Origin of the sequence: Isoptericola variabilis 225 (assembly GCF_000215105.1) — a bacterium.
Lineage (GTDB): Bacteria > Actinomycetota > Actinomycetes > Actinomycetales > Cellulomonadaceae > Isoptericola > Isoptericola variabilis_A.
In genome coordinates this window covers 1,258,409-1,284,788 of record NC_015588.1, presented here as the reverse complement: position 1 = coordinate 1,284,788, position 26,380 = coordinate 1,258,409, and the positions used below count along the sequence as shown (strand labels likewise).

Here is a 26,380-nt window from a genome sequence, read left to right as displayed (position 1 = left end):
CCCGGGGCCTCAGCCACGGCCCAGGAGGATCCGCGCGTCGGCGACGGTGATGACCGAGCCGGTGACCAGCACGCCCGTGCCGGTGCCGACGCCGACGGCGTCGTCGCGCTCGGCGAGGTCGGTCGCGACCTGGATCGCCTCGTCGAGGCGCTCCGTCACCTGCACGCGGTCCTCGCCGAACACCTCGCGCGCGACCTCGGCGAGGTCGTGCGGGTCCGCCGAGCGCGGCGACGAGTTCCGGGTCACGACGACGGACGCGAGCGTCGGCTCGAGCGTGGCGAGCAGCCCCTCGGCGTCCTTGTCGGCCATGACGGCCACGACGCCCACGAGCGTGCGGAAGCCGAACGCCTCCTCGAGCGCCGCGACGAGCGCCTCGGCGCCGTGCGGGTTGTGCGCGGCGTCGACGAGCACGGTCGGGCTCGACCGCACGAGCTCGAGCCGCCCGGGCGCGGTGACGTCGGCGAACGCGGCCTCGACGACGGCCCCGTCGAGGGTCCGTCCGCCGAGCAGCTGCTCGACCGCGGCGAGGGCGAGCAGCGCGTTGTGCGCCTGGTGCTCGCCGTGCAGCGGCACCGGGACGTCGGTGTAGAGGCCGGCGGGCGTGCGCAGGTTCACGAGCTGGCCGCCGACGGCGAGCTGACGGCCCGCGACCTCGAGCTCGACGCCCTCGCGCAGCAGCCGCGCGGAGACGTCGGACGCCCGGGCGCGCAGGATCTCGTCGACCTCGGGCGCCTGCAGCGCGCTGACCACGGTCGCGCGCTCCTTGACGATGCCCGACTTCTCCGTGGCGATCTCCTCGAGCGTCGAGCCGAGCCAGCGCTCGTGGTCGATGCCGACCGGGGTGAGGATCGCGACCTCGCCGTCGACGACGTTCGTGGAGTCCCACCGGCCGCCCATGCCGACCTCGATCACCGCGACGTCGACGGGCGCGTCCGCGAACGCCGCGATCGCCATGACCGTGAGCACCTCGAAGAAGCTCAGCGGCGGGCCGCCGGCCTCGGCCGACTCGCGGTCCGCGACGCCGACGTAGGGCGCGACGTCCTCCCACACCTCGACGAAGCGCGCCGCGCTCAGCGGCTCGCCGTCGACCTGGATCCGCTCGGTCACGCTCGTCAGGTGCGGCGACGTGAACAGGCCCGTGCGCAGCCCGTGCTCGCGCACGAGGCGCTCGGTCATGCGCGCGGTCGACGACTTGCCGTTCGTGCCCGTGAGGTGGATCGAGCGGAACGCGTGCTGCGGGTCGCCGAGCAGCTCGAGGACGCGCTGGACGCGCGCGAGCGTCGGGTCGATGTCGTGCTCGGGGGCACGCGACATGATGTGCGCGTAGACCTCCTTGAGCTGCTCGCGCGCGACGGCGTCCTCGGCCGCCTCGCGCGCGGCCTTGCCCGAGCCCTTCTTCGCGGCGCTCACGCACCCTCCCCCTGCTCGACGGCGACGTTCTCGGCCTTGCGCACGCGCACCGCGCGCGAGGCCCCGTCGACGCCGGCCACGGCCAGCGACACGGCGAGCGTCTCGCGCATCACCAGCTCGCGGTGCGCCTCGACGTCGGCGACGTGCGCGGCGGGCACGTCGAGCTCGAGGTCGATCCGGTCGGAGACCTCGAGGCCCGCGGCCTTGCGCGCGTCCTGGACGTCGCGCACGACGTCGCGGGCGTAGCCCTCGGCGCGCAGCGCGTCGTCGAGCGCGAGGTCGAGGACGACGAACCCGCCGCCCGGCAGCACGCTCGCGGCGACCTCGTCGCCGGCGCCGTCCGCCCCGCCGGCACCCTGAGCGACCACGGTCGTCAGCTCGTACTCGGTCTCGAGCAGCGGCACCTCGCCGTCGTCGGTCGCCACGACGACCGCGCCGTCGGCGTCCCGGTGCCAGGCGCCGCCCTTGGCGGCCTTGATGACCGCCTGCACGCCGCGCCCCAGGCGGGGGCCGGCGGCGCGGGCGTTGACCGCGAGCCGCTCGGTGATGCCGAACCGCTCGGCGGCCGCGGCGTCGGCGTGCAGCACGTCGACCTGCTTGACGTTGAGCTCGCTCGCCAGCAGCGGGACGTAGTCCGCGAGCGCCTCCGGGTCGTCGACCGCCACGGTGAGCCGCGCGAGCGGCTGGCGCACGCGCAGCGCGTTGGCCTTGCGCAGCGCGAGCGTCGTCGAGACGACGGCGCGCACCTCGTCCATGGCCGCGACGAGCGCGTCGTCGGCCACGAGCGCGGGCTCGACCGCGCCGTCGGACACCGGCCAGTCGGCGAGGTGCACGGACCGGCCGCCGGTCAGGCCGCGCCAGACCTCCTCGGTGAGCAGCGGCGCGAGCGGAGCCATGACGCGGGACAGCGCCTCGAGCGCGGTCCACAGCGTGTCGAACGCGTCGGGGTCCTCGGCCCAGAACCGGTCGCGCTGGGTGCGCACGTACCAGTTGGTCAGGACGTCGAGGTGGTCGCGCACCGACTCGCACGCGCCGGCGATGTCGTAGGCGTCGAGCTGGTCGGTCACGCGCGCGACGAGGTCGTGCGTGCGCGCGAGCAGGTACCGGTCGAGCGCGGGCAGGCTCGCGACGCGCTCGGCGACCACGGGCTTCGCCTCGTAGCCCGACCCGTCACCGGCGGAGTTCGCGTACAGGGTGAAGAAGTAGTACGTGCTCCACAGCGGCAGCAGCACCTGGCGCACCGCGTCGCGGATGCCCTCCTCGGTGACGACGAGGTTGCCGCCGCGCAGGATCGGCGAGGCCATGAGGAACCAGCGCATCGCGTCGGAGCCGTCGCGGTCGAAGACCTCGTTGACGTCCGGGTAGTTGCGCAGCGACTTGCTCATCTTGCGCCCGTCGGAGCCGAGCACGATGCCGTGCGAGAGCGCCGTGCGGAACGCCGGGCGGTCGAACAGGGCCGTGGCCAGGACGTGGAGCGTGTAGAACCACCCGCGCGTCTGGCCGATGTACTCGACGATGAAGTCGCCCGGGAAGTGGTGCTCGAACCACTCCGCGTTCTCGAACGGGTGGTGCACCTGCGCGTAGGGCATCGAGCCGGAGTCGAACCAGACGTCGAGCACGTCCTCGACCCGGCGCATCGTGGACCTCCCCGTCGGGTCGTCGGGGTTGGGCCGCGTGAGCTCGTCGACGTAGGGCCGGTGCAGGTCCGGCTCCCCGGCGGCGTTGCGCGGCAGGGTGCCGAAGTCGCGCTCGAGCTCCTCGAAGGACCCGTAGACGTCGACGCGCGGGTACGCCGGGTCGTCGCTCTTCCACACGGGCACCGGCGAGCCCCAGAACCGGTTGCGCGTGATCGACCAGTCGCGCGCGTTCTCGAGCCACTTGCCGAACTGGCCGTGCTTGATGTGGGCGGGCGTCCAGGAGATCTGCTCGTTCAGCTCGAGCATGCGCTCCTTGATCTTGGTGACCTCGACGAACCACGAGGACACGCCCATGTACATCAGCGGCTGGCGGCACCGCCAGCAGTGCGGGTAGGAGTGCGCGTACGACTCGCGGCGCAGCAGCACCGTGCCGGGCGTCGTCGCGCCCGCCTGGTCCTCGCCGCGGGTGCGGGCCTTGAGGTGGTCGATGATCGGGTGGTTGGCGTCGAAGACCTGCAGCCCCGCGTACTCGTCGACCGGGTGCGTGAACGTGCCGTCGGCGCGCACGGGCATGACCGACGCGACGCCCTCGCGGTCGCACACGATCTTGTCGTCCTCGCCGAACGCGCCGGCGCTGTGCACCAGGCCGGTGCCGTCCGTCGTCGTGACGAAGTCGGCCTCGACCACGCGGTGCGCGCGCTCGTGGCCCTCGTAGTAGGAGAACGGCGGCGTGTAGGTCGCGCCGAGCATGTCGCGGCCGGTCAGGCGCGCGACGACGCGCGGGGCGTCCGCGCCGTCGTCGGTGAGCTCGCGCGCGTACGCGTCGACGCGGGCCTCGGCGAGCACGTAGCGCAGCGGCGAGCCGGTGTGCGCCGACTCGACGACGACGTAGTCGATGTCGGGGCCGATCATGACGAGCAGGTTGGACGGCAGCGTCCACGGCGTCGTCGTCCACACGAGCAGCTTGTCTCCGGGCTGCAGGCCCGCCGCGGCCGCGGCGTCGGGCACCGAGGTGACCTCGAGGCCCACGGTGACGGCCGGGTCCTGGCGCGTCTGGTAGACGTCGTCGTCCATGCGCAGCTCGTGGTTGCTCAGCGGCGTCTGGTCGTTCCAGCAGTACGGCAGGACGCGGAAGTCCTCGTAGACCAGCCCGGAGTCGTAGAGGCGCTTGAACGCCCAGATGACCGACTCCATGAAGGTCGGGTTGAGCGTCCGGTAGTCGTTGTCGAAGTCGACCCAGCGCGCCTGGCGGGTGACGTAGTCGCGCCACTCCGAGGTGTACTTGAGCACCGAGCGGCGGCAGGCGTCGTTGAACCTCTCGATGCCGAGCTCGAGGATCTCGTCCTTGGTCTTGATGCCGAGCTGGCTCATCGCCTCGAGCTCGGCGGGCAGCCCGTGCGTGTCCCAGCCGAAGCGGCGCTCGACGCGCCGGCCGCGCATCGTCTGGTAGCGCGGGACGACGTCCTTGACGTAGCCCGTGAGCAGGTGACCGTAGTGGGGCAGGCCGTTCGCGAAGGGCGGGCCGTCGTAGAAGACGAACTCGTTGCTGCCGTCCTCGCCCGCGGGGTTCTTCTCGACCGACGCGCGGAACGTGTCGTCCTGCTCCCAGTACGCCAGGACGTCGCGCTCGATCTGCGGCAGCTGCGGGGAGGCCGGCACGCCGGCGATGCCGAACGCGGCGCCCGGGCTCTTCGGGTCGGTGGTCGAGCGGTGCAGCGGATAGGCCATGGGTGGGCTCCTGGACAGGTGGTACGACGACGGCACTGCTGTGCGAGGACGACGCCGGCGCACGCTGGGCGTGCGCAGGGCCGCGGTACCACCCCGCTTGCGGGCCCCGGGGTCCGGGATCCGCCGCTCGTTGACGGCTGTGACGGGCCTACCCGTCCGGGTCTAGTGAGCTCGCGAGCGAGCCGTTCTTCCGGAGGCTCACCGGTGATGGCCGGGTCGACGCCTGTGCGTCCATCGTAGCCGGGCACGCAACTCCGTTCCCCCACCTGCGCCGAGATGGCGATCGGTCGTCGAGAGAGCGACGGGACACCGGCCCGAGAGCCCTTCTTCGGCGACGGGTCGCTCTCTCGCGGACCTCAGACGCCGGTGCGCGCGATCTTCTCGTTGTGCGCCTGCGCGCGCGGCCGCACGACGACGAGGTCGACGTTGACGTGCGCCGGCCGGGTCAGGGTCCAGGCGATGGTGTCGGCGACGTCGTCGGCGACGAGCGGCTGGTAGCCCTCGTAGACCTTGGCCGCCCGCTCGGCGTCGCCGTCGAACCGCACGAGCGAGAACTCCTCCGTGGCCACCGCGCCGGGCGCGATCTCGATGACCCGGATCGGCTCGCCGGCGATCTCCCAGCGCAGCGTGGTCGAGAGCATGCGCTCGCCGTGCTTGGCGGCGGTGTAGCCGGCGCCGCCCTCGTACGCGCCGTGCGCGGCGGTCGACGTCACGACGACGACGTCGCTCCCGCCGGTGCGCGCGGCCGACGCCCGCAGCAGCGGCAGCACGGCCTTGGTCACGCGCAGCGTGCCGAGGACGTTGAGCTCGTACATGTCCCGCCACTGCTGCAGGTCGGCGTCCTCGACGCGGTCGAGGCCGAACGCTCCCCCGGCGTTGTTGACCACGGCGTCGAGACCGCCCGTGGCCTCGAGGTGGGCCGCGAGCGCCGCGACCGCGGCGTCGTCGGTCACGTCGAGCGGGTACGCCTCCGCGCCGGTCTCGGCCGCGAGCGCCTCCAGTCGCTCGGCCCGACGGGCCGCGGCGACGACGTCCCACCCCTCGGCGCGCAGGCGGCGGACCGTGGCGGCCCCGATGCCGGACGACGCGCCCGTGACGAGCGCGCGACGGGTCTGCGGTGCGGTGCTGGTCATGGCCGCACCCTAGCGAGTCAGACGATCGTGAGGCTGATGGTGTGCCACCCGGTCGCGCCGTCGGGTGCGACGGGCGTCTGCTCGCCGGTCTGCACGACGCCGTCCGCGTCCGTCGCCCGGACCGCGACGAGGTGGTCGCCGGGCGGCGCGTCCCACACGAACCGCCACTGCCGCCACGTGTCGGGGCCCACGGTGTCGGCGAGCTCGGCGGTGACCCACGGGCCGTCGTCGACCCGCACCTCGACGCCGGAGATCCCGGTGTGCTGCGCCCATGCGACGCCCGCGACGACGACCTCGCCGGCCGGCAGGTCGTCCCCGGGCCGCGGGATGTCGATGCGGCTCGACAGCTTGATCGGCCCCCGCTCGGACCAGCCGCGGGGCGTCCAGTACGCCTCGTCGTCGGCGAACCGCGTGACCTTGAGCTCGGTGACCCACTTGGTCGCCGACACGTACCCGTACAGGCCCGGAACCACCAGGCGCGCGGGGAAGCCGTGCTCGGGCGGCAGCGGCTCGCCGTTCATGCCGATCGCGAGCAGCGACGTGCGCGACTCCTCGAGCAGCACGTCGAGCGGCGTGCCCGCGGTGAAGCCGTCGACGCTGCGCGAGAGCACCATGTCGGCGCCTTGTTGCGGGCGGGCGCGGACGAGGAGCTCCCGCACCGGGTAGCCGAGCCACAGCGCGTTCCCGACGAGCGGGCCGCCCACGGGGTTGGAGACGCAGGTGAGCGTCACGTGGTGCTCGACGAGCGGCAGGGCGAGCAGCTCGTCCCAGGTCAGCGTGAACGGCGCGTCGACCAGACCGGTCACGGTGAGCGACCACCCCGCGGGGTCGGGGGTGGGGACCCGCAGCGCGGTGTCGATCCGGTAGAAGGTCTCGTTGGGGGTGATGTACGGCTCGGCGCGCTCGACGCCGAGGTCCGCCCCGGGCGGCACGGGCGGCGCCGGGGTCGCGGGCGTCGGCAGGCGCAATGACTCCCGTACCGCCTGGACCGCCCGGCTCCCGGCGCTCACCGCCCGCGACGCCGCGACCGCCACCAGGGCCGCCGCCGCGCTCACGCCGCTCCAGGCGAGGAACCGCCGTCGGTCCACGCCCGTGTCAGAAGGGTGGTGGGCTCCGGCCCACTGGGTTTCTGACAGCCGCGGACCGTCCACGCCCGTGTCAGAAGAGTGGTGGGTTCTGGCCCACTGGGTTTCTGACACGACGCGTGCGGGGGCGGGCAGGCGGGCGACCAGCACGCGGAGCAGCACGACGCCGGCGCCCACGCCGACGAGCGACGGCACCGCCCACACGGCGGTCGCGCCGGGCCGGGCCGCCGCGACGACGCCGCCCACCACGCCGACCGCGGCGAGCAGCAGCGCCCCCGCGGGCGGGCGTCGCCGCTCGAGCACGCCCGCGAGCGCCGCGCCCGCGGCGAGCACCACGCCCATCGTGGCCAGGAGCACGGCCTTGTCGGCCGTGCCGAACCACGCGACCGCGAGGTCCTTGAGCCATCCGGGCACCCCGTCGACGACGGCGGCACCCGCGGCGAGCACCGGGCTCGCGGCCGGGTCCACGAACGCCGCGACGAGCTCGGCCACCGCGAGACCCGTCCCCGCGGCGACCACGCCCGCGAGCGCCGCCCAGCGGCCCGCCGTCGTGCCCATGACTCCAGCGTCCCACCGGACGCGCGCGACGAGCGCCCGCGGGCGCGGACGTCACGACTTCGTGAGATCTGCGGCGGCCGTCAGCCGACCAGCGAGTCGGCGTCGACCGTGAGGTGCACCGTGTCGCCCTCGACGCGGTCGACCTCGTCCGCCGCGGCGAACCGGTCGCCCGGGAACAGCCCCGCGGCGTCGATCTGCACGTACCCCGAGCGGATCAGGCGCTCGCGCGCCTGCTCGTGGATGTCCCGGTCGAAGAGCGCACCGGCGAACGTGTCGACGATGCCTCCGCCGCCCTGGTCCTGACCCGCGGACGTCACGGCGTCGGGGTCGCCGCCGCGCACCTCCTTGACCGTGCCGACCCTGTTCCCGGCGCTGTCGACCACGTCCACCCCCTCGCGCACCTGCGCGAGCCGGTCCTGCTCCGACATCCTCGTCCTCCCCGTGTCGCGGTCGCTGTCGAGGTCCGCCTCCACCGTCGCCGCGTCCCGGCGGCCACGCACGCCGCCTCCCGGGTGCGACGTCGCGACGGCGGACGCGGATTTCATCTCGTCGGGCCCTGGTGCGGCACGGACGGCGGCGGGAAGGTGGACTCCGGGGCACCGGATCCGAAGGAGCCCGCGATGAGCCTGACGCAGAACGACCCCGTCCCCGCCGAGCTGCTCGACACCGTCCGCACCAAGCACAGTGCCATGTGGGCGTCCGGCGACTACCCGACCATCGCGACCACGGTCATCCCCACGCTGGGCGCCACCCTCGTCGAGGCGCTCGGCGTCGGACCCGGAGACCGCGTCCTCGACGTCGGCGCGGGCACCGGCAACGCCGCGATCCCGGCCGCGCTCGCCGGCGCCGACGTCGTCGCGTCCGACATCGCGCCCGAGGTGCTCGACGCCGGCCGCCGCCTCGCCGAGGAGCGCGGCGCGACCCTGCGCTGGGAGGTCGCCGACGCGCACGCCCTGCCGTACGACGACGGCGCGTTCGACGTGACGATGTCGTGCGTCGGCGTGATGTTCGCCCCGTTCCACCGGCTCGCGGCCGACGAGCTGGTGCGCGTCACGCGCTCCGGGGGACGGATCGGCAACGTCGCGTGGACGCCGTCCGGGTTCATCGGCGAGATGTTCGCGACGATGAGGCCCTACGCTCCTCCGCCGCCCCCGGGCGCGCAGCCGCCGCCGCTGTGGGGCGACGAGGCGCACGTCCGCGAGCTGCTCGGCGACCGGCACCTGCGCGACGACGGCACGATGGGCTGGGAGTACCTGCTGGTGACGGCGACCCGCGCCTGAGGCGTACTAGGCTCGACGGCGGATCACGGGCCGGCATGTGGCCCGTCGGCGCGGCCCGCGCATCTGGGCCGCGGTTCCGCGTGACGCGAGATGACGCGTCGTTCGTCGTCCGACCGATCCCCCGGAGTCGTCGTGCCTCGTCGCGCCCCTGCCGTCGCCCTGCCCCTCGCCCTGTCCGCCGTCGTCGGCCTGCTCGCGGCCTGCTCGTCCGCCGACGCCGACGCGCCCGCCGCACCGGCCGCCACCACGGCCGGTGCCGCGTCGTCGTACCCGCTCACGCTCGACAACTGCGGCCACGACGTCACGTTCGACGCACCGCCCGAGCGCGTCGTCACGATCAAGTCGTCGACCGCCGAGATGCTGCTCGCGCTCGGCCTGGGCGACCGGATCGTCGGGTCCGCGTTCCTCGACGGCCCCGTGCCCGACTCGCTCGCCGACGCCGCCGCGGGCACGCCCGTGGCCGAGCCGTTCAGCGACGAGGTTCCCGGCACCGAGGCGGTGCTCGCGCTCGAGCCCGACCTCGTCTACGCCGGCTGGGAGTCGAACGTCACGGCCGACGGCGCAGGCGACCGCGACACGCTCGCCCAGCTCGGCGTGAGCACGTACGTCTCGCCGGCGGCCTGCAAGGGCGAGGGCTACATGCCCGACCCGCTGACCTTCGACACCGTCTTCGCCGAGATCGCCGAGGTCGGGGCGATCTTCGACGCCGCCGACGGCGCCGAGCGGCTCGTCGCCGAGCAGCGGGCCACGCTCGAGTCCGTCGTGCCCGACGACCGCGGCCTCACCGCCCTCTGGTACTCCTCCGGCAGCGACATCCCCTACGTCGGGGCCGGCATCGGCGCGCCGCAGATGATCATGGACGCGGTCGGGCTCGAGAACGTCGCGGCCGACGTGCACGACACGTGGACCTCGTTCTCGTGGGAGCAGATCATCGAGGCCGACCCCGACGTCATCGTCCTCGTCGACGCGCTGTGGAACTCCGCCGACGACAAGATCGAGCGCCTCGAGTCCAACCCCGCGACGGCGGAGCTCACCGCGGTGCGCGATCGGCGGTACCTCGTGGTCCCGTTCCCGGCCACCGAGGCCGGCGTGCGCAACGTCGACGCCGTCGTCGACCTCGCCGACCAGCTCGCGGGGCTCGACCTCGATGAGTGACGTGCGGGCGCCCCGCCGTACCACCGCGACCGGTGGTGCGGCGGTCGCGGCCGTCGTCGCGGCGGCCGTGCTCGTCGCGACCGTCGTCGTGGCCGTGACCATCGGCCCGGCCGCGCTGTCGCCCGCCGACGTGTGGCACGTCGTCGCGACCCGGCTCGGCCTGGGCGACGTGCTCGGCCACGCCGCGCCCGACCGGCTCGTCGACGGCATGGTCTGGCAGCTGCGGCTGCCCCGCGTGCTCACGGCCGCGGCCGTCGGCGCGGGCCTCGCGGTGTGCGGCGTCGTCATGCAGGCGCTCACGCGCAACCCGCTCGCCGATCCGTACCTGCTCGGCCTGTCCTCGGGCGCGAGCCTCGGCGCGGCGTGCGTCCTCGTGCTCGGCGCGACGGTCCTCCTGCCCGTCGCGGCGTTCGTCGGCGCGACGGCGGCGCTCGCCGCGACGCTGCTGCTCGCCGCGGCGGCAGGCCGCGGGGCGGGGGCCGGGACCGGTGGCCTCACGCCGACGCGGACGGTGCTCGCGGGTCTCGCGGTGTCCCAGCTCGCCGCGGCGGCGACGTCGTTCGTCATCTTCTGGTCGGCCAAGGGCGACCAGTACCGCGAGATCCTCTCGTGGCTCATGGGCTCGGTCGCGGGCGCCACGTGGACGTCGGTGGCGATCGCGGGAGGTGCGGCGCTCGTGCTCGGGACGCTGCTCGCCTCGACCGGCTCGATGCTCGACGCGTTCACCTTCGGGGACACGGCGGCCGCCGCGCTCGGCGTGCCGGTGGCGCGCGTGCGCTGGGTGCTGCTCGTCGGCGTCGCGCTCCTCACCGGTGCGCTCGTGTCGCAGTCCGGCTCGATCGGCTTCGTCGGCCTGATCCTCCCGCACGCCGTGCGCGTGCTCACCGGGGCCCGTCACCGGGCGCTGCTGCCGCTGTCCGCGCTGTGCGGCGCGACGTTCCTCGTGTGGGCGGACACCCTGGCCCGCACGGTGTTCGAGCCGCGCGAGCTGCCCGTGGGCATCGTCACGGCCGCGATCGGCGCGCCGGTGTTCGCCCTGCTGCTCTGGAGAGGACGGGCCCGCTCATGACCGTGTCCACGACGACCCGCCCGGGTCTCGCCGCCGAGCGCGTCCGCTGGGCCGCGGGCTCGCGCCTCATCCTCGACGGTGTCGACGTCGCCGCCCCGGCCGGTGCCGTCACCGGGCTGCTGGGCCCGAACGGGTCCGGCAAGTCGACGCTGCTGCGCATCGTCGCCGGGGTCCAGCCGCCCGACGGCGGACGGGTCGCTCTCGTGGGCCCCGGCTCGTCGGACGACCTGCTCGCCATGCCGCGCCGCCGCCGCGCCCGCACGCTCGCGCTCGTCGAGCAGGACGCCGGCACCGACCTGCCGATCACGGTGCTCGACGCCGTGCTGCTCGGCCGCACCCCGCACCGCGGCGTGCTCGCCGGCCCGTCCGACGCCGACCGGCGCGTCGCGCTCGCGGCGCTCGACCGCGCGGGCGCGCTGCCGCTCGCCGAACGGGACGTCGGCACGCTCTCGGGCGGCGAGCGCCAGCGCGTCCACGTGGCGCGCGCCCTCGCCCAGGAGCCGCGCGTCCTGCTGCTCGACGAGCCCATCAACCACCTCGACGTCGCCGCGCAGCTCGCGACCATGCGCCTCGTCCGCTCGCTCGCCGACGACGGCGTGACCGTCCTCGCCGCGCTGCACGACCTCTCGCTCGCCGCCGCCACGTGCGACCACGTCGTGCTGCTCGCCCCCGGCCCCACGGGCGGACGGGTCGCGGCGGCGGGGCCGGTCGACGAGGTGCTCGTGCCCGAGGTCGTCGACCCGGTGTACGGGGTGCGCACCACGGTGCTGCGCCATCCGAGCACGGGCCGCCCGGTGCTGACGTTCGACGACGCCACCCCCTGAGCGACCGCGCGCGTCCTGTCCCCGTGCGACCCGGAGTCACCCCGGAAAACGGTGTGGTGTTCCCGCGCCGTGACTCAGAGTCACGAATGTGACGCTGAGTCACGGACCCGGCACACCTGTCCGTCTCCCGCACGTGACCCACGGTCACCGACCGCGCCGGCGCACTCGCGCAGCAGCGACGCCGTCCGACGCCCGCCCCCACCGGGCCGCACCCCGACGTCGTCCACAGCTCGCTCGCCGCAGCGCCGGGACGAGAGCCGCGTCCGCCACCCTGCGCTGCATGACGACGATCCATGACATCGGCGGGCTCGTCCGCACCGTCCGGTGGGAGGCAGGGCTCACCCAGGACGTCCTCGCCGCGCGGGCCGGCGTGAGCCGCACGACGCTCACGCGCATCGAGTCGGGCGGCCGCAACCCGTCTCTGCCCATGCTCGAGCGGATCCTCGCGGCAGCCGGCAAGCAGGTACGCATCGAGCTGGACCCGCTCGACGCCGACGTCCGCGCGGCGATCGCCGCCCGCCGCGCGAGCGACGACCCGCCGGCGACCGTCGAGGCGCTCCTCACCCTGGCCGCGCTGTCCGACGAGACGCCCAACCTCAACACGCCGCCGCACCGGTTCGAGGGCGTGGCCGCGGCGTCGCTGCTGGGCGCGCCGGTGCCGGTCGACGCGGTCGACGTCGCGCTCGCTGACGTGCCGGAGACCTGGCGCTGGCTCACCGACCGCCTGTGCGACCTGTTGTTCCAGGTGACGCCGACGGGATGGCGCTCCTGGATGCCGATCGGCGGCGTCCCGCACCGTCGCGAGCTCGCGCGCATGCCGCACGACGAGGCGGTCGCGCGGTTCGCCCGTGCGACCGAGCTCGTCCGGATGCAGGTCCTCGAGGAGTGCACCGACCGGAGGTTCACGCTCACGGGCCCGTTCGACGGCCCGCCCGCACGCGTCCGGCTCGTCGAGCCCGAGGAGCTCGTCCGGGCCGTTCCGGTCGAGACCGAGCTCGGCACGATGCGCGCGCAGCCGCTCGACGAGATCCAGGTCGCCGACGGGCACACGCAGCGCGTGCTCCAGGTCCTGCGCGAGGAGCTCGCCGGGTGCGCGGCACCGGGCGCGGACGCACGATGACGGCATGCCGATGTCGAAGCGTGCCGTCGAGGCGGCGAGGCGCGTGAACCCGTACGTGCTGAAGTTCTCGGGGCGGCTCCCGCCGTGGGCCACGGTGCACCACGTCGGGCGCTCCACGGGCCGGCACTACGCCACCCCGGTCGTCGCGTTCGCCGGGCGCGAGCCGCTCGAGGTGGCACCCGGCAACCCGGTGACGCCGTCGGACGCGAGCGACGTGCTCGTCGTCGTCCCGCTGCCGTGGGGGGCCGACGTCGACTGGTTCGCAAACCTCCAGTCGGCCGGACGCGGCCGGCTCACGCGGCGCAGCACCGAGTACCGCGTGGACCGGGTCCGCGTGGTCGGTGCCGACGAGGCCGCGCGCGTCCTGCGGGGCCCCGCCCGGGCGCTCGTCCGCATCTCGCGCGTGCGCCAGCTCATGGTCGGCCGGCTCACGGCGGCGTAGCGCCCGCCGGGCCTCGGACCTCCGGCAGGAGCCTCAGCAGTCGACGTGGCCGACGGCGCACCACCGGTGCCCGACGTCGACCACGAGCCGCGACCCGTCACCGGGCCCGGCGAGGACGAACGCGCGGAACGGCAGGCGCGCCCGCACGCCCAGGCCGACGGTCGTGATGCCCTCGAAGCTGCCGGCCCACGCGACGTCGCGGAAGGTGCGGTAGCCGGTGGTGTCCACGAGGGTCCGGCCGGGGCCGACGAAGAACGAGTCGGTCGGGACGACGCCGACGCGCGCGACGACCTCGAGGCGTGCCCCGCCGTCGACCGGGACGACCTGCCCCGAGCCGTCCATGACGATCCGGCTCACGTAGCGCACCGACCAGCCGGTGAGCGGCTCGTCGATGTCGAGCACCAGCCGGTCGAAGCAGGCGTGGCGTCCGGCGCGGACGTTCGTGAGCTGGCCCGCGGACATGCCGGGGTCGCCCTTGGCGAGGGAGCCCCACACCTGCCCGCAGTAGGGATGGGCCGCCGCCGGCGGCGCCGTGAGCGCCGTCCCGGCGAGGAGCAGCGACAGGACGGACAGCCAGGTGAGGATCCGACGGCGCATGGTGCACTTCCTTCGTCCACCTCAACGGTCCTCCCGCCGGCAGGCGCCGTCAATGGCCGCGCGGCACCGCCCCGGGTGAAAGATGTCGCCGTCCGGTGCGCGGTGGACAATGACGCCATGGCTACCGACCTGTGGATCACCGGCGACGCCGAGACCGACACGCTGCTGAGCGAGGACCCGTTCGCCCTGCTGATCGGGATGCTGCTCGACCAGCAGTACCCCATGGAGCACGCGTTCGCGGGCCCGCGCAAGATCCGCGACCGGCTCGGCACGCTGGACCCGCGCGCGATCGCCGACGCCGACCCGGACGAGTTCGTCACGCTCGCGACCACTCCCCCGGCGATCCACCGGTACGGCCGGTCGATGGCGGGTCGGGTCCAGGCCGTGGCCCGCGCGGTCGTGGACGAGTACGACGGCGACGTCACGAAGATCTGGACCATGCCGGGCGCCGAGGGGCGGCCCACCGGGGCCGAGGTCCTCGCACGTCTGCAGGCGCTGCCGGGCTTCGGCAAGCAGAAGGCGCAGATCTTCCTCGCCCTGCTCGGCAAGCAGCGCGGCATCCGGCCGCCGGGCTGGCAGGAGGCGGCCGGGCACTACGGCGACGAGGGGTCGCGGCGGTCGATCGCGGACGTCACGAGCGCCGAGTCGCTGGCCGAGGTGCGCGCGTTCAAGAAGGCGCAGAAGGCCGCCGCGAAGGCGGGATCCTGACCGCTCCGGTTGCGAAGATGCAGGTCCGGCGCGCGATGGGCGCATGCCATCGAGCACCAGGGGGGCCACCGCCGTCGTACTGCTCGCCGCGGCCGGCACGACCCTCGCCGGCTGCGCCGGGCCGGGAGTCATGGAGGGCGACGCCGAGTCGGCCGTGACCGACTTCTACGCGGCGGTCGCCGCTCAGGACGGGCAGGCCGCGTGCGCGATGCTCCTGCCCGACGCCGCGGAGGCGCTCGAGAAGGACGCGCAGGCCCCGTGCGCCACGGCGCTCGTGGAGGACCCCCAGGTGGCCCCGGCGCTCGCGCACCGGGCGGCCGACGCCACCGTGGCCGAGGTGCACGTCTCGGGCACCCAGGCCCAGGTGATCACGGCGTCGGACACCGTGTTCCTCACGCGCTCGGGCGACCGGTGGATCGTCACGGCCGCCGCGTGCGAGCAACGCCCCGAACGGCCCTACGACTGCGAGGTGCAGGCATGACGACGCAGCGCATCATCTTCACGGCGACGCTCGTGCTGATCGCGGTCGGCCTCGCGCTCGCGATCGCGCTCGCGGCGGTGCACCGGTGAGCGCGGCACAGGCCAGGGGTGGCTCCCTGCTCAAGGAGAACGGCCTGAGCCTGTTCTTCGCCGCGATCTTCCTGGCCTCGATGACCGGGCAGGCGTTCGTCGGCACGGCGTACTTCAACCGCGAGCAGCTCTCCGGGGGCCTCGAGCCCGTCGGCGTGGGCGACTACGTGCTGTCGTCGTCGTACTGGGTCGACATCACGGAGAACTGGCAGTCCGAGTTCCTCCAGTTCCTGCTGTTCATCGTCGCGACGGTGTGGTTCGTGCAGAAGGGCTCGCCCGAGTCGAAGGAGCTCGAGAAGGCGGGCCGTGAGTCGGACAAGGACCAGAAGGTCGGGCGGCACGTGCAGGAGGACTCGCCCACGTGGGCGCGGGCCGGCGGCTGGAAGCTCTCGGTCTACTCGCACTCCCTCGCGATCGTCATGGGCGCCATCTTCGTCGGCTCGTGGTTCGCCCAGTCGGTCGCGGGCGCCGTCGCGTACAGCGAGGAGCAGCTGCGCAACCTCCAGGACCCCGTGACGTGGACGCAGTACCTCGCGCTGCCGGAGTTCTGGTCGCGCACGATCCAGAACTGGCAGTCGGAGTTCCTCGCGGTGCTGGCGATGGTCGTGCTGTCGATCTACCTGCGCGAGCGGGGGTCGCCGGAGTCCAAGCCCGTCGGCAGCGCCCACCAGGCCACCGGCATCCAGGGGTAGCCCCGGGCGAGCGTCGCCCCGGGCGCCTACGATTGAAGGATGAACGACGCCGGGACGAAGGACCAGGAGCGACCGGAGCACGGCCGTGGCGGCACGTACACCGTCAAGGGCCAGGAGTTCGTCCGCGACTCGCGGTACATCACGACGCGCATCACGCGCGACGGCGCCGACGGCTACCCCGTCGAGCCGGGCCGGTACCGGCTGATCGCCGCGCGTGCGTGCCCGTGGGCGAACCGGGCGATCATCGTGCGGCGCCTGCTCGGCCTCGAGGACGCGATCAGCCTCGGCCTGCCCGGCCCGACGCACGACGAGCGCAGCTGGACGTTCGACCTCGACCCCGGCGGCAAGGACCCCGTGCTCGGCATCGAGCGGCTCCAGGAGGCGTACTTCCGGCGCGAGCCGGGCTACCCGCGGGGCATCACGGTGCCCGCGATCGTCGACACGCGCGACGGCGCGGTCGTGACCAACGACTTCGCGCAGATCACGCTCGACCTGTCGACGGAGTGGACCGCGTTCCACCGCGACGGCGCGCCGCGCCTCGTCCCCGACGACCCGGACGAGCGCGCCGAGATGGACTCCGTCATGCGCCGCGTCTACACCGAGGTCAACAACGGCGTGTACCGGTGCGGCTTCGCCGGCTCGCAGGAGGCGTACGACGCCGCGTACGCGCGGCTCTGGACTGCCCTCGACTGGCTCGAGGAGCGGCTCGCGACGCGCCGCTACCTCATGGGAGACCGCATCACCGAGGCCGACGTCCGGCTGTTCACGACGCTCGTCCGGTTCGACGCCGTCTACCACGGCCACTTCAAGTGCAACCGGAACAAGCTCTCCGAGATGCCGGTGCTGTGGGCGTACGCGCGCGACCTGTTCCAGACGCCGGGCTTCGGCGACACCGTCGACTTCGTGCAGATCAAGCAGCACTACTACGTCGTGCACACCGACATCAACCCGACGCAGATCGTGCCGCAGGGGCCGGACCTGTCGGGCTGGCTCACCGAGCACGGGCGCGACGAGCTCGGCGGCAAGCCGTGGGGCGACGGCGGCACTCCCCCGCCGCCGGTGCGCGACGACGAGCGCGTCGCCCCGGGGCACAACCCGCTCTACCCCGCGGAGGCCTGAGCCGTCGGCACCGGGTGCGGCCAGCGCCCGTCGCCGTCGACCAGGTCCGCGACGTGCGCGCGGAAGTTCGGGCAGGTCGCGATGTCGTGCGCGCGGCAGGCGAGCGCGTGCTCGGTCATGTGCCGCGAGCGCTCCATCTCGGCCTGCCGCCGGTCGAGCTCGGCGAGGTGCGCGGTGAGGACCTCGCGCCGGCCCTCGGCCTCCGCGTCGAGCAGCGCCCGCACCTGGTCGAGGCTCATGCCCGCCGTCTTGGACGTGAGGATCACGCCGACGCGCACGACGTCATCGGGCACGACGGCGACACCCCGGCCGAGTTCCGCGCCGCGGCCCGTCGCGACCTGAAGAAGTACGACACCGTGGCGGTGCGCGACGTCGAGGCGGTCGAGGTGCGCGTGCTCGACGCGGACGACCGCGACGCGCAGGGCTTCGAGGTCCGCACCACGGAGGGCTCGGTGTCGGCGCGGCGCCTGCTGCTCGCGACCGGCGTCGTCGACGACCTGCCCGGAACGCCCGGCGTCGCGGAGCTGTTCGGCACGGTCGCGGCGCACTGCCCGTACTGCCACGGCCACGAGTTCGCGGGCACGCGCGTCGGGATCCTCGGTGCGGGCCAGCACATCGGGCACACCGCCGGGCTCATGGCGCCGGTCGCGAGCGCGCTCACGGTCTTCGCGGACGGCGGCGAGCTCACCGCCGACATCGCCGCCGTGCTCGAGACGCGCCGGGTCGACGTCGTGACCGAGCCCGTCGTGCGTGTCGAGCCGCACACCCTCGACGACGGCCGGCCCGGCGCGCGCGTCGTGCTCGACGGCGGCACGACGGTCGAGCTCGGCGGCCTCATGGTCGCACCGAAGCAGCGCCAGGCGGCGCCCTTCGCCGAGCAGCTGGGCCTCGAGCTGCGCGACTCGGGCTCGGTCGCGATCGACGCGTTCGGCCGCACGAGCCTCCCGGGGGTGTCCGCCGCGGGCGACCTCGCGCACTCGGCCGACTTCCCGATGGCCGTCTCGTCGGTGCTCGCCGCGGCCGCGGCCGGTCAGATCGCCGCCGCCGCCCTGGGCGCCGACCTGCTGTCGCTGGGGCGGTAGGCCACACTGGGGCCATGCTCGAGCTCGCCACCGGCAGCGGCCTGGCCCTGGCCGCGGGTCTCAACGCCTGGATCCCGCTGCTGGGGCTGGGCCTGCTGTCCCGGTACACGGACCTGGTGACGCTGCCGCCCGCGTGGGCGTGGCTCGAGAACGGCTGGGTCCTGGTGATCCTCGCGGTGCTGCTGTCGCTCGAGATGGTCGCCGACAAGATCCCCGTCGTCGACTCGATCAACGACGTGGTGCAGACGGTCGTGCGCCCGACGGCGGGCGGCATCGCGTTCGGCGCGGGCGCGACGTCGGAGACCACCACGGTCACGGACCCGGCGACGTTCGTCGAGTCGGGCCAGTGGGTGCCGGTCGTGCTCGGGATCGTGCTCGCGCTCGTGGCGCACGCGACCAAGGCGGGCGCGCGCGTCGTCGCCAACACGACGACGGCCGGCACGGCCGCGCCCGTGGTGTCGGCGGCCGAGGACGTCGGGTCGGTGGGGCTGTCGGTCGCGGCCGTGCTGCTGCCGGTGCTCGTCGTGCCGGTGCTGATCGCCCTCGTGGTGGCGGCCGTGCTCGTGTGGCGCGGCGTGCGGCGACGACGCCAGGGCCGCGGCGCGGCCTGGGCCGAGTCGACCTAGGCGAAGTCGACCAGCCCGACGAGGTTGCCCTCGGAGTCGCGGACGAATGCCTGCCACTCGTCGGCCCCGGCCGGCCCGAGGCTGTCGTCGGCGTGCGTGAAGATGACGTGCGGCTCCGACTCCACGGTCACTCCGGCCGCGCGCAGCTCGTCGAGCCGCGCGCGCAGGCCCGGGACGCGCAGGTAGACGATCGACGCCGGCGCTGCGCGTGAAGTCCGCTGCGCGTGAAGTCGGGGCGGCCTGGCGTCTAGGGTCGGGGCATGACGTCGCACCGCCTCGACTTCCTGCCGCTCGGCTCCGCCCCCCGCCCCACCACCGGGGACGACCTCGCCGCACGCCTGCGCCGCGTGCTGGTCGAGGCGGCCGGCCCCGCGGTGCAGGGGCTCGACCGGGCGCCGATCGTCGCGCAGCTCGACGGCGCCGACGTCGCGTCGCTCGAGGTCGACCTCACGGGCGTCGCGTTCGGCACCTCGCAGCACAAGCCCGACGCCCGCAGGTTCGCTTCGCCGCCGGCGGCCCGGCGCGAGGAGGCGACGGCACGCCGGGTGCGCGTCGACGCGCACCCGCTGACCGCGGTCGACCTGCCCGTCGACGTCACCGCCGAGGCCGAGGGGCTGCGGTTCGCGTGGGTCGAGGGCACGGACGGCTCGGTCGGGATCCAGCCGATCGAGCCCGACGACGCGCACCCGGTCGCCGGGCACGCGCGCGTCGCGGTGGACCGCCGCGGGCTCGTCGGCACTCTGCACGGGATCCTCGCCGTCGCGCTGTCCTCGCAGGGCGTGCAGCTCACCGACCTCGACGTGCAGATCGACTCGCACGGCCCGCGCTCGGCGAGCGTGCGCGTCGACGCCAAGGTCCGCAAGAGCTTCCTGTCGGCGAGCGTCGAGGCCGTCGCCTCGGCCGCGGTCCGCGACGACATGGTCCTCGAGGTCGGCGACGTCCGGCTCTCGAGCGGCAACCCACTCGTCGCCGCGATGCTCGGCATGGCCCGCGCCCGGGTCGAGGCCGTGGCGAACCGCCGCATCGACCTGCAGGCCGCGCTGCCGCCCGGCGTCCGCCTCGTCGACGTGCGGCTCGACGCCGGCGAGCAGCTCGTGCTCAGCGCGCGCCTGGGCTGAGTCTCCCGCCGCATCGCGCTCAGCGCACCTCGCCGGCCACCCATCGCAGGTAGTCGGGGTTCCCGCCGGTCACCGGCGTGGTCAGCACCTCGGGCACGTCGTACGGGTGCTGCCCGACGAGGAACGCCTCGAGCGCCGCGGCGCGCTCCGCCGTCGTCTTGAGCGTCGCCCGCCACTCGGTCGCGGTCTCGACCTGCCCCTCCCACCAGTACGTGCTCGTGAGCGGCCCGTCGACCTGCCCGCACGCGGCGAGCCGCGCCGCGACCGCGTCCCGCACGAGCGCGTTCGCGACGTCGTCCGAGTCCACCACCGTCACCACCTGCACGAGGTCGGTCATGGACCGACCGTAACCCTCCGGCGTCGGGCAAGCGCTTGCTGCGGCGAACCACCGTCCTGTGCTACGGTCCAGAAACCGGTTTCCCACACACGATGGAGTGAGTCATGAACCGTTCCGCCCGCCGGTCGTCCGCCGCGATCGGCTCGCTCGTCCTCGCCGGGGTGGCGTTCGCTCCCCTGCCGGCAGCCTCGGCCGACGCCACGGTCGAGGACCTCGTCTGGGAGTCGATCACCTTCGGCCAGTCGACCGACCTCAGCTTCTCGGCCAACGTGCTGCCCGAGAAGGTCGGCGTCAACCACGCCGTGCCCGACGTGCCGGGGACGGTCGAGGGCGAGATCTTCATGGAGTCGCGCGGCGGCAAGATCGCCCCGGGCCACGACGGCCTGACGTTCTACCACGTCGAGCTCGACCCGAACGAGCACAACTTCGTCCTGTCCGCCGACGTCACGCTGCACCAGCTCGGGCCGGAGACGGGCGCGAACCCCAGCGGTCAGGAGGGCGCGGGCCTCATGGTGCGCGACGTCAACGGCGGCGCCCGTCAGGACCCGATGCTGCCCGGCTTCGAGGAGGTCCCGGCGGCGTCGAACATCGCCTCGACCAGCATCTTCCGCAACGGCCCGGTCGCCCTCGTGCGCACGGGCGTCACCGAGCCGTGGGGCAGCCTCGGCAGCGAGCGCCCGGTCGTCGCCCTCGTGCCGGGCTCCAGCAGCTCGAGCTACCAGCGCTACCTGGACACCCCGGTCCGCATGACGCTCGAGCGCACCGACACCGAGTTCGTCATGACCGCCGAGGTCGACGGCGTCGAGCACAGCCACAGCCTCGTGGGCGCCGACTGGGTCCAGGACATCGACCCGGACACCATGACGGTCGGGCTGTACGCGTCGCGCAACGCGGCGGTCACCTTCTCGAACGTCGAGCTCACGCTGTCGGAGGCGAACACGCAGCCGCGTCCGGTCGCGCCCGCGCCCGTCACGCCCGTGACGTTCACCGTCACCTCGCCGCAGCACCACGGCGCGACCGCGTACCCGTTCTCCGCGCGGGCGAGCTACGACGGGACGATCGACGTCGCCGTCGACGGCGAGACCGTCGTCGAGCAGGCGACCGTGCGCGCGGGCGAGGACTTCGCCGCGACGCTCGCCCTCGCGACGGGCGGCAACGCCGTCACGGCGACGTACACGCCGACCGACCCGGCCGCGCCGAGCAGCGTGCCTCTCACGCGCACGCTCTCGGTCGACGTGCGCGAGCTCGCCGCCGGCGACGTCCTCCTCGCCGCCCCCGACGGCACGCCCGACGGCGACGGCTCCGCGGAGAGCCCGCTCGACCTCGTCACCGCGATCCGGTACGTGCTGCCCGGCCAGGCGGTCGAGCTGCTCGGCGGCACCTACGCGCCGTCGTCGAACGTCGTGATCGCCGCGCCCTACTCCGGCACGGCCGACGCGCCCAAGGCGCTGCGCCCCCACGACGGCGCCGACGTGACGATCGACGGCCGCGGCACGCTCTCGCGCGTCATCCAGCTCGACGCCGACCACTGGCACCTCAGCGACCTGCACGTGACGAGGTCGGCGTCGAACGGCGTGCGCGTCTCCGGCTCGAACAACGTCCTCGACGGCCTGCTGGTCAACTACAACGGCGACACGGGCGTCCAGCTGTCCGGCCCGGGATCGGACCCGGCGACGTGGCCCGCCCACAACCTCGTCGTCGACAGCGAGTCGCACGACAACCGCGACGCGTCCGACATCAACGCCGACGGCTTCGCGGCCAAGCTCGGCGTCGGGCCGGGCAACGTGTTCCGCGGCAACGTCGCGCACCACAACATCGACGACGGCTGGGACCTGTACAACCGCACGAACGAGGGCCCGAACTTCCCGATCACGCTCGAGGGCAACATCTCCTACTCGAACGGCACGCTGTCCGACGGCTACAACGCCGACGGGACGTCCGGCAGCGGCTTCAAGCTCGGCGGCGAGGGCCTGCCCGTGGCGCACGTGGTGCGGGGCAACCTCGCGTTCGACAACAACATGGACGGCTTCACGGACAACTTCAACCCGGGCCGTCTCGAGGTGTCGGGCAACACGTCGGTCGACAACAAGCGGTTCAACTTCATCTTCCGGATCAACCCCTACTTCACCTCGGACGAGCAGGGCGTGTTCCGGGACAACCTGTCGATCCGCACCGACTCCCCCGGCACCGACGGACGGGACTGGGTCTCCGGCGTCGTGGACGCGACGAACCTGTTCCACGACGGCGCGCGCACGGCCAGCACGAACGGGACGTTCGTCGTCGCGCCGCGCGACCTCGTCTCGCTCACCGCCCCGGCGTCGTACGCGCGGGACGACGACGGCGCGATCGTCTGGGGCGACTTCGGCCGGCCGACGTTCCGGTCCGTCCTGGCGACGGCCGGCACCGACGGCGGGCACGTCGGCGCCCTCGCGCCGGCCGAGCGCCCGGGCAAGGCGGGCACCGGCCGCTGACGCTCGCCGCTACGCCGGCTTCGGTCGGCAGCTCGGAGCTCGGTCGGCACCTCCAGGTGCCGACCGAGCTCCGACTGACCGACCGAGATGCTCGGGCGGAGAACCGGCCGCGAAGCCCTGGCTGAGCTGCTGGGGCAGGTCGGCGGCGACGTTGAGGTTCGCCTCGATGCCCGACTCGGCGGACCACGCCTCGAGGGCCTCGGTCACGGCCTGCGTCTCGGCGTCGCCCGAAGGGACGCCGTCGCTGCGGTCAGCGCGCGGCGCGGCTCGTCGCGCGCACGACGAGGTGGGGTTCGATGAGGACCTGCCGGTCCTGTGCGACGCCGGTGCTCGCGTCGGGGCTGTCGGGCCGCGCGTCGAGCTGGCCGCGCAGGAGCTCGATCGCGCGGGCCGCGACGTCGGCCACGGGCTGCGCGACGCTCGTGAGGTCGACGGCGCGCGCGACGGGCGTGTCGTCGAAGCCGGTGATCGCCACGGGCGCCCGGTCGGGCCGCGACGCCGCGAGCTCGCGCGCCGCGGCGAGCGCCCCGAGCGCGATCGAGTCGCTCACGCACACGAGCGCGGTCACGTCGTCGTCGCGCAGCACGCGGTTGGCCGCCGCAGCGCCCATGGCCACGCTGTCCTCGGTCCGCTGCACGACGGCGTCGCCCGCCAGCCCGGCGTCCGTGAGCGTCTCGAGCCACCCGGCCAGGCGGTCGTCGCCGACGCCCGAGCCCTCGGGCCAGCCGAGGAACGCGACGCGCCGGTGACCGGCGTCGAGCAGGTGCTGCGTGGCGGCGCGCGTGCCGGCGCGGCCGTCGATGTCGACCCACGGGTGGTCGTCGACCTTGTGCGGCAGTCCGTCGTCCGACGTCGACGCGCCCGGGGCACCGCCGTCGTCCCACGGCCGGCCGACCGTCACGAACGGCACGTCGTGGTCGCACAGCCACTGGGTGCGCGGGTCGCCCGCGTGGGTGTTGGCGAGCACGAAGCCGTCGATGCCCGTGGTGGCGCGCAGGGTCTGGTACTCGCGGATCTCGGCGTCGTCGTCCTCGGCCGTGAAGAGCATGACGCGCAGGCCCGCGCGCTGCGCCTCGTCGGTGAGGGCGTGCAGGAAGCGGTCGAGCACCTGGCCGCTGATGCCGTCCGACGCCGGGGGCATGCGCAGGCCGAGCACCGACGAGCGGCGGGTGCGCAGCTGGCGCGCGACGACGTTGGGCCGGTAGCCGAGCTCCTCGATCGCACGCAGCACGCGCTCGCGAGTCTCGGGACGCACGATCTCGGGCGAGTTGAGCACGTTGGAGACCGTCTGGCGCGACACGCGGGCGTGCTCGGCCACGGTCACCAGCGTCGGCCTCGACCCCTCCGCCATGCCAGCTCCCTCGCGATCCCCGGCCGGTCGACAGGCGCCCGACGGCGCTCCGTCGGCACCGTTTGAACGATCTACGACAGGACGCTATCGTGACTGCTTGGAACGTTCAAGCCGAACCCTCGCGGACCCTCCGCTCCGCACCGAAGGAGTCGCCATCATGGCCGGAGTCCAGCCCTTCCTGCACGACCTGCTGGTGACCCTGCAGGCACCGAGCCAGGTGTGGTGCGCCCGTGACGGGCAGGTCCACCCCCACGGTGCCCAGGGCGTGTACCACGCCGACGTGCGCGTGCTGAGCACCGCCGTCGTGCGCGTGAACGACCTGCTGCCGGAGGAGATCTCGGCCGGCCGCTCGGGTCCGGCCGAGCTCGAGGCCGTCGGCGTGCTGCGCATGATCGACGGCCCGGGCGCCGACCCGACGGCGATGCTGCGCCGGCGGCGCGTGCTGCGCCCGGGCGAGGTGAGCGAGGAGCTCGAACTGTCCTGCGGCACCGACGACCCGGTCTCGGGCCGTGTGACGCTGCGCCTCGCGAGCGACCTCGCGCGCATGGACGACGTCAAGCAGGGCGCCGCGACGTCGCCCCTGCCGCCCCAGGCCGTACCCGAGGGCGTGCGCTGGACGGACGGCACCGCCGTCGTCGACGTGTCCGCGCCCGGCGCGTCGGTCGAGGTCGACGACGACGGCGCGACGCTCACCTGGGACGTCACCGTGACGCCCGGCGAGGTCGTGACGCTGCGCTGGGGCGTGCGCACGCAGGTGCCGGCCGTGGTGTCGGCGCCGGCGAGCGCCGAGCCCGAGTGGTCGGTGCCCGTGGTCGCCGCGGACGACAAGCGCCTCGCTCCCCTGGTCCGCCGGTCGCTCGAGGACCTGGCGGGCCTGCGGATGAGCGCCGACTTCGCGCCGGGCGAGACGTTCGTCGCCGCGGGCGCCCCGTGGTTCTTCACGCTGTTCGGGCGCGACTCCCTGTGGGCCGCGCGCATGCTGCTGCCGCTCGGCACCGACCTCGCGCGCGGCACGCTGCGCACGCTCGCGGCCCGCCAGGGCACGGTGTCCGACGTCGAGACGGCCGAGCAGCCGGGCAAGATGCTGCACGAGGTGCGCAGCGCCGAGCTCGAGGTCGACGACGGCACGGTGCTGCCGCCCCTGTACTACGGCACGGTCGACGCGACGAGCCTGTGGGTCTGCCTGCTGCACGACGCCTGGCGCTGGGGGCTCGCGGCGTCCGACGTCGAGGAGCTGCTGCCCACGCTCGAGCGCGCGCTCGCCTGGATGCGCGACCACGGCGACAACGACGGCGACGGCTTCCTCGACTACGCCGACGCCAGCGGGCACGGGCTGAGCAACCAGGGCTGGAAGGACTCGGGCGACTCGATCCAGTGGCACGACGGCCGGCTCGCCGAGGGGCCCATCGCGCTGAGCGAGGTGCAGGCGTACGCGTACGAGGCGGCCGTCGGCGGGGCCGAGCTGCTCGACGCGTTCGGGCGCTCCGGCGGCGACGAGTGGCGGTCCTGGGCCGCCGAGCTCAAGACACGGTTCCGCGAGCGGTTCTGGTTGTCCGACGACGCCGGCCCGTACGTCGCGATCGCGCTCGACCGGCACGGCAACCCGGTCGACTCGGTGGCCTCGAACATGGGCCACCTGCTGGGCACGGGCCTGCTCGACCCGGACGAGGAGAAGGTCGTGGCCGGCCGGCTCGTCGCGCCCGACATGAGCTCGGGCTACGGGTTGCGGACCCTGTCCGCGCGCTCGAAGGGCTACTGGCCGCTGCGCTACCACGGCGGCACGGTGTGGACGCACGACACCGCGATCGCGATGCACGGCATGGCGCGCGCCGGGCTCGGCGCGGAGGCGGCCGTGCTGGCGCGCGGGCTGCTCGAGGCGGCCCAGCACATGGACTACCAGCTCCCCGAGCTGTACGGCGGCAACGCCGTCGGCGACGGCCCCGGGCCGCTGCCCTACCCGGCCGCGTGCCACCCGCAGGCGTGGTCCGCGGCGTCGGCGGTCGCGCTGCTCGCCGCGGTGCTGGGGTTGTCGCCGTCGGACGACGGCGGGCTCGACGTTGCGCCGATCGCCCCGTCGCCCGTGGGGTCGTTGCGGTTCGAGGGCGTGCGCGTCGGGTCGCGGACGTTCACCGTCTCCCTCGACCCGGCCGGGCGGGCTCAGGTCGAGGAGATGTGACGCAGAGTCACGCCCGGGAGACGGTGTGGTGTGCAGGGTCCGTGACGCTCGGTCACAAACGTGACGCAGAGTCACGGACTCGTCACGCCAGA

25 protein-coding genes are annotated in these 26,380 nt (G+C 74.2%); 15 read left to right on the top strand and 10 right to left on the bottom strand.

Translation table 11 applies throughout. The features are described from left to right. Positions 1 to 9: 9 nt before the first annotated feature. The 5 genes from ISOVA_RS05895 to ISOVA_RS05875 all read right to left on the bottom strand — a co-directional run bounded on the left by ISOVA_RS05895 (position 10) and on the right by ISOVA_RS05875 (position 7,979). Positions 10 to 1,410 (bottom strand): bifunctional folylpolyglutamate synthase/dihydrofolate synthase, encoded by a 1,401-nt coding sequence (locus ISOVA_RS05895; protein WP_013838332.1) that lies wholly within the window; start codon positions 1,408 to 1,410, stop codon positions 10 to 12. Continuing rightward, a complete protein-coding gene (ileS, locus tag ISOVA_RS05890; RefSeq protein ID WP_013838331.1) occupies positions 1,407 to 4,775 on the bottom strand; it encodes an isoleucine--tRNA ligase in 3,369 nt (1,122 codons plus the stop codon). The genes ISOVA_RS05895 and ileS overlap by 4 nt, the downstream gene beginning before the upstream one ends. Before the next feature lie 356 nt (positions 4,776 to 5,131). Further along, positions 5,132 to 5,908 (bottom strand): SDR family oxidoreductase, encoded by a 777-nt coding sequence (locus ISOVA_RS05885; protein WP_013838330.1) that lies wholly within the window; start codon positions 5,906 to 5,908, stop codon positions 5,132 to 5,134. Positions 5,909 to 5,925: 17 nt separating this feature from the next. After that, complete coding sequence (locus tag ISOVA_RS05880) at positions 5,926 to 7,551, bottom strand: molybdopterin-dependent oxidoreductase (RefSeq protein WP_013838329.1); 1,626 nt, start codon at positions 7,549 to 7,551, stop codon at positions 5,926 to 5,928. An 80-nt stretch (positions 7,552 to 7,631) separates the two neighbouring features. Continuing rightward, complete coding sequence (locus ISOVA_RS05875) at positions 7,632 to 7,979, bottom strand: hypothetical protein (protein WP_143762071.1); 348 nt, start codon at positions 7,977 to 7,979, stop codon at positions 7,632 to 7,634. Between the two features lie 192 nt (positions 7,980 to 8,171). Between ISOVA_RS05875 and ISOVA_RS05870 the strand changes: the two genes are divergently transcribed. The 6 genes from ISOVA_RS05870 (at position 8,172) to ISOVA_RS05845 (ending at position 13,441) form a co-directional block, all read left to right on the top strand. Further along, complete coding sequence (locus tag ISOVA_RS05870; protein WP_013838327.1) at positions 8,172 to 8,831, top strand: class I SAM-dependent methyltransferase; 660 nt, start codon at positions 8,172 to 8,174, stop codon at positions 8,829 to 8,831. Between the two features lie 132 nt (positions 8,832 to 8,963). Beyond that, positions 8,964 to 9,986 (top strand): putative F420-0 ABC transporter substrate-binding protein, encoded by a 1,023-nt coding sequence (locus ISOVA_RS05865; RefSeq protein WP_013838326.1) that lies wholly within the window; start codon positions 8,964 to 8,966, stop codon positions 9,984 to 9,986. Beyond that, positions 9,979 to 11,055: a putative F420-0 ABC transporter permease subunit gene (locus ISOVA_RS05860; RefSeq protein WP_013838325.1), complete on the top strand. Its 1,077-nt coding sequence runs from the start codon at positions 9,979 to 9,981 to the stop codon at positions 11,053 to 11,055. The genes ISOVA_RS05865 and ISOVA_RS05860 overlap by 8 nt, the downstream gene beginning before the upstream one ends. Then, the gene (locus ISOVA_RS05855; RefSeq protein ID WP_013838324.1) at positions 11,052 to 11,879 is read left to right on the top strand and encodes an ABC transporter ATP-binding protein; all 828 of its coding nucleotides are present in this window, start codon (positions 11,052 to 11,054) and stop codon (positions 11,877 to 11,879) included. Before ISOVA_RS05860 ends, ISOVA_RS05855 begins: the two co-directional genes overlap by 4 nt. Before the next feature lie 280 nt (positions 11,880 to 12,159). Further along, positions 12,160 to 12,999, top strand: coding sequence for a helix-turn-helix domain-containing protein (locus tag ISOVA_RS15435; RefSeq protein ID WP_013838323.1), 840 nt, complete (start codon positions 12,160 to 12,162; stop codon positions 12,997 to 12,999). A 4-nt stretch (positions 13,000 to 13,003) separates the two neighbouring features. Then, on the top strand, positions 13,004 to 13,441 hold the full coding sequence (locus ISOVA_RS05845; RefSeq protein ID WP_013838322.1) for a PNPOx family protein: 438 nt from the start codon (positions 13,004 to 13,006) through the stop codon (positions 13,439 to 13,441). 33 nt (positions 13,442 to 13,474) lie between these two features. Here ISOVA_RS05845 and ISOVA_RS05840 read toward each other — a convergent pair whose 3' ends face one another. Beyond that, positions 13,475 to 14,038 (bottom strand): AMIN-like domain-containing (lipo)protein, encoded by a 564-nt coding sequence (locus ISOVA_RS05840; protein ID WP_013838321.1) that lies wholly within the window; start codon positions 14,036 to 14,038, stop codon positions 13,475 to 13,477. A 117-nt stretch (positions 14,039 to 14,155) separates the two neighbouring features. Between ISOVA_RS05840 and ISOVA_RS05835 the strand changes: the two genes are divergently transcribed. From ISOVA_RS05835 to ISOVA_RS05820, 4 genes are all read left to right on the top strand, one after another. After that, the gene (locus tag ISOVA_RS05835; protein WP_013838320.1) at positions 14,156 to 14,746 is read left to right on the top strand and encodes an HhH-GPD-type base excision DNA repair protein; all 591 of its coding nucleotides are present in this window, start codon (positions 14,156 to 14,158) and stop codon (positions 14,744 to 14,746) included. A 43-nt stretch (positions 14,747 to 14,789) separates the two neighbouring features. Then, positions 14,790 to 15,227 (top strand): hypothetical protein, encoded by a 438-nt coding sequence (locus ISOVA_RS05830; RefSeq protein ID WP_013838319.1) that lies wholly within the window; start codon positions 14,790 to 14,792, stop codon positions 15,225 to 15,227. Positions 15,228 to 15,312: 85 nt separating this feature from the next. Beyond that, positions 15,313 to 16,008 (top strand): DUF6766 family protein, encoded by a 696-nt coding sequence (locus ISOVA_RS05825; protein ID WP_013838317.1) that lies wholly within the window; start codon positions 15,313 to 15,315, stop codon positions 16,006 to 16,008. Between the two features lie 39 nt (positions 16,009 to 16,047). Beyond that, positions 16,048 to 17,127, top strand: coding sequence for a glutathione S-transferase family protein (locus ISOVA_RS05820; protein ID WP_013838316.1), 1,080 nt, complete (start codon positions 16,048 to 16,050; stop codon positions 17,125 to 17,127). On the opposite strand, the gene ISOVA_RS05815 is transcribed toward ISOVA_RS05820, so the two are convergent. Continuing rightward, a complete protein-coding gene (locus tag ISOVA_RS05815) occupies positions 17,109 to 17,420 on the bottom strand; it encodes a MerR family DNA-binding protein (RefSeq protein ID WP_233275955.1) in 312 nt (103 codons plus the stop codon). The two genes, ISOVA_RS05820 and ISOVA_RS05815, sit on opposite strands and share 19 nt — an antisense overlap. A 63-nt stretch (positions 17,421 to 17,483) precedes the next feature. Between ISOVA_RS05815 and ISOVA_RS05810 the strand changes: the two genes are divergently transcribed. After that, entirely contained in the window at positions 17,484 to 18,209 is a 726-nt protein-coding gene (locus tag ISOVA_RS05810) for an NAD(P)/FAD-dependent oxidoreductase (RefSeq protein ID WP_049788259.1), read from the top strand. Between the two features lie 14 nt (positions 18,210 to 18,223). Beyond that, positions 18,224 to 18,835 carry a DUF4126 domain-containing protein gene (locus ISOVA_RS05805; protein ID WP_013838315.1) on the top strand — a complete coding sequence of 204 codons (612 nt, stop codon included), beginning with the start codon at positions 18,224 to 18,226 and terminating at the stop codon, positions 18,833 to 18,835. Here the strand turns inward: ISOVA_RS05805 and ISOVA_RS17420 are convergent. Then, positions 18,832 to 18,960 carry a hypothetical protein gene (locus ISOVA_RS17420; protein ID WP_261376344.1) on the bottom strand — a complete coding sequence of 43 codons (129 nt, stop codon included), beginning with the start codon at positions 18,958 to 18,960 and terminating at the stop codon, positions 18,832 to 18,834. The two genes, ISOVA_RS05805 and ISOVA_RS17420, sit on opposite strands and share 4 nt — an antisense overlap. A 135-nt stretch (positions 18,961 to 19,095) precedes the next feature. On the opposite strand from ISOVA_RS17420, the gene ISOVA_RS05795 reads away from it, so the two are divergent. Next, positions 19,096 to 19,953: a hypothetical protein gene (locus ISOVA_RS05795; protein WP_013838314.1), complete on the top strand. Its 858-nt coding sequence runs from the start codon at positions 19,096 to 19,098 to the stop codon at positions 19,951 to 19,953. A gap of 19 nt (positions 19,954 to 19,972) precedes the next feature. Here ISOVA_RS05795 and cutA read toward each other — a convergent pair whose 3' ends face one another. Further along, the gene (gene cutA / locus ISOVA_RS05790; protein ID WP_013838313.1) at positions 19,973 to 20,290 is read right to left on the bottom strand and encodes a divalent-cation tolerance protein CutA; all 318 of its coding nucleotides are present in this window, start codon (positions 20,288 to 20,290) and stop codon (positions 19,973 to 19,975) included. Positions 20,291 to 20,394: 104 nt separating this feature from the next. Here cutA and ISOVA_RS05785 point away from each other — a divergent pair, with 104 nt between their 5' ends. Next, positions 20,395 to 22,761 (top strand): right-handed parallel beta-helix repeat-containing protein, encoded by a 2,367-nt coding sequence (locus ISOVA_RS05785; protein ID WP_013838312.1) that lies wholly within the window; start codon positions 20,395 to 20,397, stop codon positions 22,759 to 22,761. A gap of 250 nt (positions 22,762 to 23,011) precedes the next feature. On the opposite strand, the gene ISOVA_RS05780 is transcribed toward ISOVA_RS05785, so the two are convergent. Continuing rightward, the gene (locus tag ISOVA_RS05780; protein ID WP_233275954.1) at positions 23,012 to 24,079 is read right to left on the bottom strand and encodes a LacI family DNA-binding transcriptional regulator; all 1,068 of its coding nucleotides are present in this window, start codon (positions 24,077 to 24,079) and stop codon (positions 23,012 to 23,014) included. Between the two features lie 190 nt (positions 24,080 to 24,269). Here ISOVA_RS05780 and ISOVA_RS05775 point away from each other — a divergent pair, with 190 nt between their 5' ends. Continuing rightward, positions 24,270 to 26,288 (top strand): amylo-alpha-1,6-glucosidase, encoded by a 2,019-nt coding sequence (locus tag ISOVA_RS05775; RefSeq protein WP_013838310.1) that lies wholly within the window; start codon positions 24,270 to 24,272, stop codon positions 26,286 to 26,288. Positions 26,289 to 26,380 lie beyond the last annotated feature (92 nt).

Coding starts and splice junctions, on each gene's coding strand:
- ileS (WP_013838331.1), bottom strand. CDS start 4,775: ATGGCCTATCCGCTGCACCGCTCGACCACCGACCCGAAGAGCCCGGGC.
- ISOVA_RS05885 (WP_013838330.1), bottom strand. CDS start 5,908: ATGACCAGCACCGCACCGCAGACCCGTCGCGCGCTCGTCACGGGCGCG.
- ISOVA_RS05880 (WP_013838329.1), bottom strand. CDS start 7,551: ATGGGCACGACGGCGGGCCGCTGGGCGGCGCTCGCGGGCGTGGTCGCC.
- ISOVA_RS05875 (WP_143762071.1), bottom strand. CDS start 7,979: ATGTCGGAGCAGGACCGGCTCGCGCAGGTGCGCGAGGGGGTGGACGTG.
- ISOVA_RS05870 (WP_013838327.1), top strand. CDS start 8,172: ATGAGCCTGACGCAGAACGACCCCGTCCCCGCCGAGCTGCTCGACACC.
- ISOVA_RS05860 (WP_013838325.1), top strand. CDS start 9,979: ATGAGTGACGTGCGGGCGCCCCGCCGTACCACCGCGACCGGTGGTGCG.
- ISOVA_RS05855 (WP_013838324.1), top strand. CDS start 11,052: ATGACCGTGTCCACGACGACCCGCCCGGGTCTCGCCGCCGAGCGCGTC.
- ISOVA_RS15435 (WP_013838323.1), top strand. CDS start 12,160: ATGACGACGATCCATGACATCGGCGGGCTCGTCCGCACCGTCCGGTGG.
- ISOVA_RS05845 (WP_013838322.1), top strand. CDS start 13,004: ATGCCGATGTCGAAGCGTGCCGTCGAGGCGGCGAGGCGCGTGAACCCG.
- ISOVA_RS05840 (WP_013838321.1), bottom strand. CDS start 14,038: ATGCGCCGTCGGATCCTCACCTGGCTGTCCGTCCTGTCGCTGCTCCTC.
- ISOVA_RS05835 (WP_013838320.1), top strand. CDS start 14,156: ATGGCTACCGACCTGTGGATCACCGGCGACGCCGAGACCGACACGCTG.
- ISOVA_RS05830 (WP_013838319.1), top strand. CDS start 14,790: ATGCCATCGAGCACCAGGGGGGCCACCGCCGTCGTACTGCTCGCCGCG.
- ISOVA_RS05820 (WP_013838316.1), top strand. CDS start 16,048: ATGAACGACGCCGGGACGAAGGACCAGGAGCGACCGGAGCACGGCCGT.
- ISOVA_RS05805 (WP_013838315.1), top strand. CDS start 18,224: ATGCTCGAGCTCGCCACCGGCAGCGGCCTGGCCCTGGCCGCGGGTCTC.
- ISOVA_RS05795 (WP_013838314.1), top strand. CDS start 19,096: ATGACGTCGCACCGCCTCGACTTCCTGCCGCTCGGCTCCGCCCCCCGC.
- cutA (WP_013838313.1), bottom strand. CDS start 20,290: ATGACCGACCTCGTGCAGGTGGTGACGGTGGTGGACTCGGACGACGTC.
- ISOVA_RS05785 (WP_013838312.1), top strand. CDS start 20,395: ATGAACCGTTCCGCCCGCCGGTCGTCCGCCGCGATCGGCTCGCTCGTC.
- ISOVA_RS05775 (WP_013838310.1), top strand. CDS start 24,270: ATGGCCGGAGTCCAGCCCTTCCTGCACGACCTGCTGGTGACCCTGCAG.